General features: G+C 51.1%; 1 protein-coding gene. It reads right to left on the reverse strand.

From position 1 onward, the window contains the following. A partial coding sequence (locus tag SB658_RS22950; RefSeq protein ID WP_410602557.1) for an ABC transporter permease occupies positions 1-309 on the reverse strand: 309 nt, incomplete at both ends.

The raw sequence follows: 309 nt of genomic DNA on the forward strand, positions 1-309 counted from the left end.
CGATATGCTTAAACAAAAGCCGGCCGGTTTTGGCACCGAGTGTCTGTGAAGCAAGCACATACGCCTGATTCTTTAATTGCAGCACCTGTCCGCGGACGATCCTCGCCATATTGATCCAGCCCGTGATCGTCATGGCGACGATAATGGTGAGCAATCCTTTCGGCAGGACAACCATCAGCAAAATAACCATTAATAATGAAGGAACAGCCCACAGAATGTCGGCGATGCGCATCATCACTTCATCTGTGCGTCCGCCGCGGAATCCGGAAATGCTGCCCCAGATTACGCCGATCAATAAATCAAGCACGG

Origin of the sequence: Bacillus sp. SIMBA_008, from assembly GCF_046535495.1 — a bacterium.
Taxonomy (GTDB): Bacteria; Bacillota; Bacilli; order Bacillales; family Bacillaceae; genus Bacillus; species Bacillus subtilis.